Origin of the sequence: Chthonomonas sp. (genome assembly GCF_035294165.1) — a bacterium.
GTDB lineage: Bacteria > Armatimonadota > Chthonomonadetes > Chthonomonadales > Chthonomonadaceae > Chthonomonas.
Map to the genome: position 1 here is coordinate 1 of NZ_DATGLN010000248.1, position 6751 is coordinate 6751.

Sequence of the window (6751 nt, forward strand, 5' to 3'; positions counted from 1 at the left end):
CAGCACCACCTTGCCGGGTATTCCCAATGTGCCTTTTAGCCATGTCTCGGTGGATAATCAGGGGCGGGCAAACGGCCTTACCTATGTGTTTACCAACGAGCTGGATATTCCCAGCATCTTCGGCAGCGGGGTTGGGCTTTCCGTAGGGAACGGAACCAAACTGGGCTTTGTGGTTACGCCCACCCCCAGCCTACAGCTCAGTGGAGGGGCTTTGGCCGCCATTCTGCCCTTTCGAGACAGCAGTGGCAATGCCCCCAAACTGCAGTTACAGGCCGCGATAAGTTTGGCGGAAAACGGGGAGATCGCCATAGATGCACAGAATGCCTCTTTAACGGCAGACACGATGAGTGGTGGCCTGAAACTGCCCGGTTGTGTGGTGCAGGCGTCGCCCATGAACCTGCACTATCATCACTTTCCTGCAGGGAAACCGGATGAGTTTACGCTGACTATTCCTTCGGCGACTATCGCCGTGAATCTGCCCGATCTCATCTCGCAGGACGAAGCCCCGCTGGCTCTCGATGCGCAAAACCTCTCCATAGACCAAGACGGTCTGGTAAGCTTTAACGCTTCGCTCAATAACGCCAACCAAAACGCCAACCTACAGATTCCTTTAGCGCAGCCGATGGGGTTTATGCTCACTGTGAAGTCGGCTCAGTTCAGCATGAAGAACAGCCAGCCGCAAACGGTAAGCCTTACCTGCGATATCACCTTGCCGCCAAGTTTGACTTCGACCAACGGCGGATCGGGCACCATCCCGGACGTTACCCTTTCCTATAATTTCGCCACCGCGATGCACCCCGCAGATGAGGCTGCGGCCTTAAGCAAGCACATCGGCAGCGCTGATTGCGGTATAAGTGGAGACAATCTCTTTGCTTCTTTCACGTTGCAAGATGATATTTCGCTCACATGGAACGGCCTAGGGATCAAGTTACCTGCAAAGAGCACGGTGATAGTGGATTTCTCCTCCACGAAAGGCGACCCCCAAGAGAAAGACCCGGCCACCGGGCAGCCTTTACCTGCCAGTTGGCGCGGCATCTTTATCCAACATGCAAAACTTACTCTGCCCAGCTCCTTTCAAAACAACGGCCAGTCCGTCCAAATTGATGTGCAAAATTTCTACATAGACCAGAACGGCGTGAGCGGCACCGTAAGCACCCAATTTGCTCAAAATCCCAAACAGGATCCCAATCAGAATGGCGTCACGTTGGGCAGAACGAGCATTACCCTTAACGACCTTAGCCTCGATATAGGCCGTAACCGGATTCAAGATTGCCGCTTCGATGGCAGTCTGACCCTCCCGCAGTTTGGAGGCCAGAACGCTCAAGCCGGAGGCCAGAACGCTCAGGCTGGAGGCCAGAACGCTCAGCAGTCTGGGGCCGCACTCAAGCTATCCGGCTCTTTCTCAAGCACAGGCGATATCAGTTTGGCCGTTGAGGCCGATCAGACTCTCTCCTCAAACGTATTTCCCTGTTCCCTCCATATCTCGCAAGCTAAAGTGGAAAAGCAGTCGGATACAACGTGGAGTTTTACGATCACAGGTCAATTACAGTTCGACTCCACTAAAGCCGGCAAGCTGAGCGGTACCACTCTCGACCTCACCGATCTCGAAATTGACAGCAACGGCAAATTCAAGTTGGGCGGAGCTTGGCTCAATTTAAACAATCCCTATGACCTCGCCCTAGGGCCTGCAGAACTCGAAATACGTCAGGTGGGATTCGGAACGGACAATATTCACGGGCTATGGATAGGTGTTACCGGCAACGTGAAGCTCTCCGGCGATCTGCCCATTTCCGTTCAGGGCAACTTCGACGGTATCAAGTTTTACCAGGATAAGACAGTCTCGCTCGGCTCCATCGCGGTAGATTGCGAAATCAAACACCTTGTCCATGTGGAAGGGGAGATAAGTTTTCACGACCCGGATAACGTCAATTACCACGATGACTATCTAGATGGCAACATCTCGCTCAGCCTCGACTGCCTCGGCGCCGGAACAGGCTTCAGTGCCGAATTTTTGGTGGCCAAGAACGCTTGGTTCGTCGGGGCCGGTATACAGTTCCCTCCGATACCTCTTGGGTCATCGGGGTTAGCCATTGGGGGCTTTAGCGGGGCGATTGGTCACAATGTGAAACCGGCTCCTAACGGCCCCCAAAGCGGAATTCCCTACGCGGACTATAAGCTTGTCCCTCTGGACGATCAAGCCATTGCCAATGGACAATCGAGTTGGCTTTTCTCTGCTGGCGTCCGTCTGGAAACGGTGGATCAGACCACCTTCTGGGGAGATTTCGCCCTGACGGTAACCACCAATCCTTTAACGATAGACCTCCATGGCAACGGCTACCTGCTCGATGCCGTTGATGCCCAGATACCGGCCGATCCATCAAAGCATGATAGGGTAGTTACCGGCGATATCTATCTTAACCCATCACAGGCGACTTTTCAGGCTTCCTTGGGAGCGGATATCAACATTCCGTCGCGCCAGACCGATATCATTCATGCTGGTGGGCAGATCGTGCTTCACATTGATCCGCACACGCAATACCTACATATCGGAGGGCCTATTCATGCCGACGTACCTAACCACCAGCTACAAATAGACAATCCCATTGAGATTGATCTGCTCAACATCGCTTCGGTACAAGGAGCAGCCGATATAGACTTCGTTAACGGGAACCCATCTTTCGCAGCAGCGTTGCTCTGGAAAGCGGGGTTCCATTCAACCGGCAGTGTGGATTTCGGCATTACGCTCTCCTACGACGTTAGCGCCAGTGCCTATGCGGAAGCCTACCTGAGCCTAGGCTATCAAAATGAGCCGACTTTTGGTGGGTTCGTAGCCTTGGGTGCGAGCGCTTCGGTGACACTTTCCGCCGATTTCGGCTTTCTTGGCAGCGCCACCGTAGGACTATCTGCTTACTTCAACGGCTTTCTTGCAGTGCAGTACCAAAACAATCAGCTAACCGCTTCGGGAGATGTGAATGCGGGTGTCAGCGTTCACCTGCCTGTGGTGGGCGACGTCTCCGGCAACCTAGACGTGGGCTACAGCATGACACTCTAGCTACAGGGCAAAGAGTCTTACACACGAAGAGGAGGAATAAACCGATGAGAAAATCTTTTTACATCTTTTCGATACTGGCCTTTATGGAGGTGGCCGGTTGGCATGCCCAGGCGGATACCGTGTCGCTCATGGCGGCCACCGCCAACCCCAATACGAAACCGGAAGTCCGCTTGAGGTGGGTTGTCACGGACGGTTGGCTTGCTCCGGGGGGCTACAATCTGTATCGCATTGTGAATGGGCAACGAACCAAAGTCAACACACAGCCCATTCAAATGAAGCCAAATGCCATCAAGCCCCAAATGCTCCAGATACTGAGCCGCCGAGTTCAGCTTCCCACTGGGCAGCTACCACAGCAGGGTTTTTTCCAAAAAGCGCTGGGGCGCGATACTTCCCATATAAGCCGTGATGCCTTTAAAGCTTACGGCACCCTCTTAAAGCAGCAGAGCGCTCTTACAGCACCTCAGATGTGGCAAAGTCACTTGCAGAAAACCCCTGCGGTTGTCGTTCCCCAAGCGCTGCTAACCTATCGCACGCGCATGCTTAGAATGCCTAACAGGCAACTGAACCCACAACCTCTGCCGCCGGGGCAAAAGCTGCCTCTTGACACGGAGACCGTTCTGCGACGCCAGCATCTCTTTCTTACCGGTCTCACCAACCCGCAGGTGGCCGATGCCATCGGTATGGCTTACAGCGACCCGAACGTGCAAAACGGGCAGCAGATCACCTATGCGCTGCGCTCGATTGGGGATAACGGCCAGGAAAGCCCCAACGATGTCGCCACCGTTACCATTACGGTGGGCAAAGACCCCCAGCCTCCGGCCCCTGAGGTAGAAACGCCCATCCAGACGGGCATCTATTCCGTGGCGCTACACTGGTCTGACCCCCCTGAAGATGTTATGAAGGCTTTGGTGACGGCGACCTACAGTGTGTTTCGCATAGATAAGGCGCACCCCCAAGGGGTTCAGTTGAACAAGCTGCCCATCATGGTGAGCTATCAGAACGACCCCAACAGCCAGCAGCGGGTGCCTTCCCTTATCACCTTTAGCGACGATAATGCGCCCATTGAACCGCTTAGCTACAGAGTTGTTTTGGTAGATGCATTTGGCCGAGAAAGCCAGCCCACCACGGTGCAGATCGCCATGCAGGACTGGCGCACGCCCCCACCGGTTACCAACGCCCAAGCGAATCTAAGCGCCGACGGGAAGAGCATTGACGTGATATGGAACAAGTCGGAGGATAATGCGGCCGTTTATCGCATTTTTCGCATAGATACCGAACAACCTAACGCGGCGCCCCAACTGCTGACGCCTCAACCCATCAACGGCAGGCCCTATGTTCCGGCGACCGACTCGGATATTTCCGCCACGCATATCTTCGTGCTCGTTGCCAGCAATGGAAAGCTCGTGGGCAAGACCGTGAAGGAGCCTATGGCCAAAGTTCTGCGCGCCGGTGTGCCTTTAGCTCAAGGGCAGAATCGTTTTCTGATGTCTGCTCGCACGAGTTGGAAGGAATTGGCGTCGAAAGGAGTGGACATCGCCCCGATTCAGCAGGCAGCCCAAGACACCGTCCTTGTTTTTACCGATACCACCATTGCCCCAGACCACTACTATCGTTATCTCATCACTGCCGATTACAAGGCAAACCTGCGCGATTCGACGCCGGCGGCAACCAATGTGGTTGCCGTACCTTTAAAGGACGTACCGCCCGGACCGGCTAACCTGAAGGCGTCTTTCACGAAAACCGCCCAGACGGCCGAGATGCAGTTGCGTTCTCAATATCTCTGTGACCCCAAAGCTATTGGCCTTGAGCCGCCGAACTTTCGTATCCAGCACCCTGGCAACACGGGAACGAAGCAGCTACCGCAGACCCTTATGCAGCTTAGTGCTGTGAAGGTTGCAAGACCAGGAGGACCGGTTTCAATAATTAATCTTAACGACTTCTCTGACGCCATCTCTGCCGACATCGGTGGAAACGTTACGCTGTCTTGGTCACCCGTCAATACGACGAAAGGCATGCGCTACCGCATCTATCGGGCCAGCCTCACCGGATATTTTCGACCCAACGTACAGGAGGCAGCTCCGGCCAGCCCGCCTCCTCCACCAGGCTCTCAAACTATCACCTTTAAAGGTGGCATCGTCCCGCTGCAACACCCGTTGCCCCTTGCGACACGACAGCCATCGAAGCCGTTTCGCTATGTTCGCACCAACACCAACATTGTAGGCGTCAACGGAGTCATCCTCGCTAAGTATGTACGTATTCTCCAGACGCCCATTGAATGGAAACTGCTAGGCGAGACAGACCAGACGCAGTATACCGACCCCATGCCGCGAAGCCGCGCAACCTACTATCTTTATCGGGTAGAGGCCGTGACACGGTGGGGCATTACAAGCACGCAACCTTCCGAACTGCGTTTTCGGGTGCCCTCCACGCTGCCTCCTACCACCCCTATCCTTCAAAAAGTGGTGGCCAACGAAGAGGGCAACGTAACCCTTTCTGTGGTGCCTAACCCAATCAACGAAGAGGTTGTGAAGTTCTTGGTCTATCGCCAAGAGGTTCCGGTAACTATCACTATGCCGGCCTACGGCGAGTTAACCTCCACTTTTACACATGCAGGCATCGTGAGCACACTCAGTAGTGCCTCTCCACTTCGTCCCCCTGTAGGCCAGGTGGCCCCTGCAAAACCCTTCATTACCACCAAGCCTTTCATTACCACCACACCGGCGGCCTCTGCTACAACCACTTCGGCGGCAGCCCACATTCAAAACCTTAACACAAAGCTTCAGCAGGTTCATGCTTCGGCTGCTTTTGCCGGCAGAAACCTTATTGCCAACGATCAGAAGGCCCAACTCGCCTTCGCCGCCTCGAGCCGGTTTGGGGTAAGGCAACAGCAGTCGCCCGCAGTTGCGCTCAGCGAAATCATTAACGGGCAAAAACCAAATAATGTGGTTAACCCGTCTCTTCTTGGGTTGCTAGACCTCAAAAACTATACCGAGATCGGCGAGGTAGATGTGCCCCAAGGCACCACAGACCCTGTCGCCTTTGTGGATAGCACTGCCAAGCCGGAGGTCACTTATGAATACTGCGTGGTTGCCGTAGATCAAGACGATAATCACTCTATTCCCTCTAATCCTCTTGATGGATCGGCTTTCAAGGTAAAGGCAGACCCGCCTCAAAACGTATCGGTGAGCTATGATGCCACCCTACGTGCAGCCAAACTCAGCTGGGCGGCGCCCACGACCGGTGCAGGCGGCTATGTGGTATTTCGTGCAATACAGCCGACCGGTGGGGGGCAACCTAACTACATACAACTTGCCATATTGCCCGGCAATGGAGGAACACCTCCTACCAGCTTCACCGATTACAATGTTCGCTCCGGCCCTACCTATCTTTACATCGTACGGGCTATAGACCAAAGCGGAAATATCTCGGCACCGCCTCAACAACCCATCAGCTTTAAGGTGCCGTAGTTTCCTCCGATTTGACATACCCCATAAAGGGGGTGTGTCAAAAAAAGACGCTAGATGGGCCGTCCGAAGTGGTACGGTCTGGCGTCTCTCTATGGATAGGGATGCGCGAAGACCTAGAGAATGCAATGCGTTTACGCTCGAATCGAAACCTATGAAAGGAGAAAGCTATGCGCTTTCAAACAGTTTGCCGTCGTGCGACTCTCACAGGTCTCGCGACTGTTACAGGTGCCTT

General features: G+C 54.3%; 2 protein-coding genes. Both read left to right on the forward strand.

Going from position 1 to position 6751, the window contains the following annotated elements:
* A partial coding sequence (locus VKV29_RS13830) for a hypothetical protein (RefSeq protein WP_324201904.1) occupies window positions 1–3052 on the forward strand: 3052 nt, incomplete at its 5' end.
* A gap of 44 nt (window positions 3053–3096) precedes the next feature.
* Window positions 3097–6519, forward strand: a complete 3423-nt coding sequence (locus VKV29_RS13835) for a hypothetical protein (protein ID WP_324201905.1) — start codon at window positions 3097–3099, stop codon at window positions 6517–6519.
* The last annotated feature ends 232 nt before the right edge of the window (window positions 6520–6751 follow it).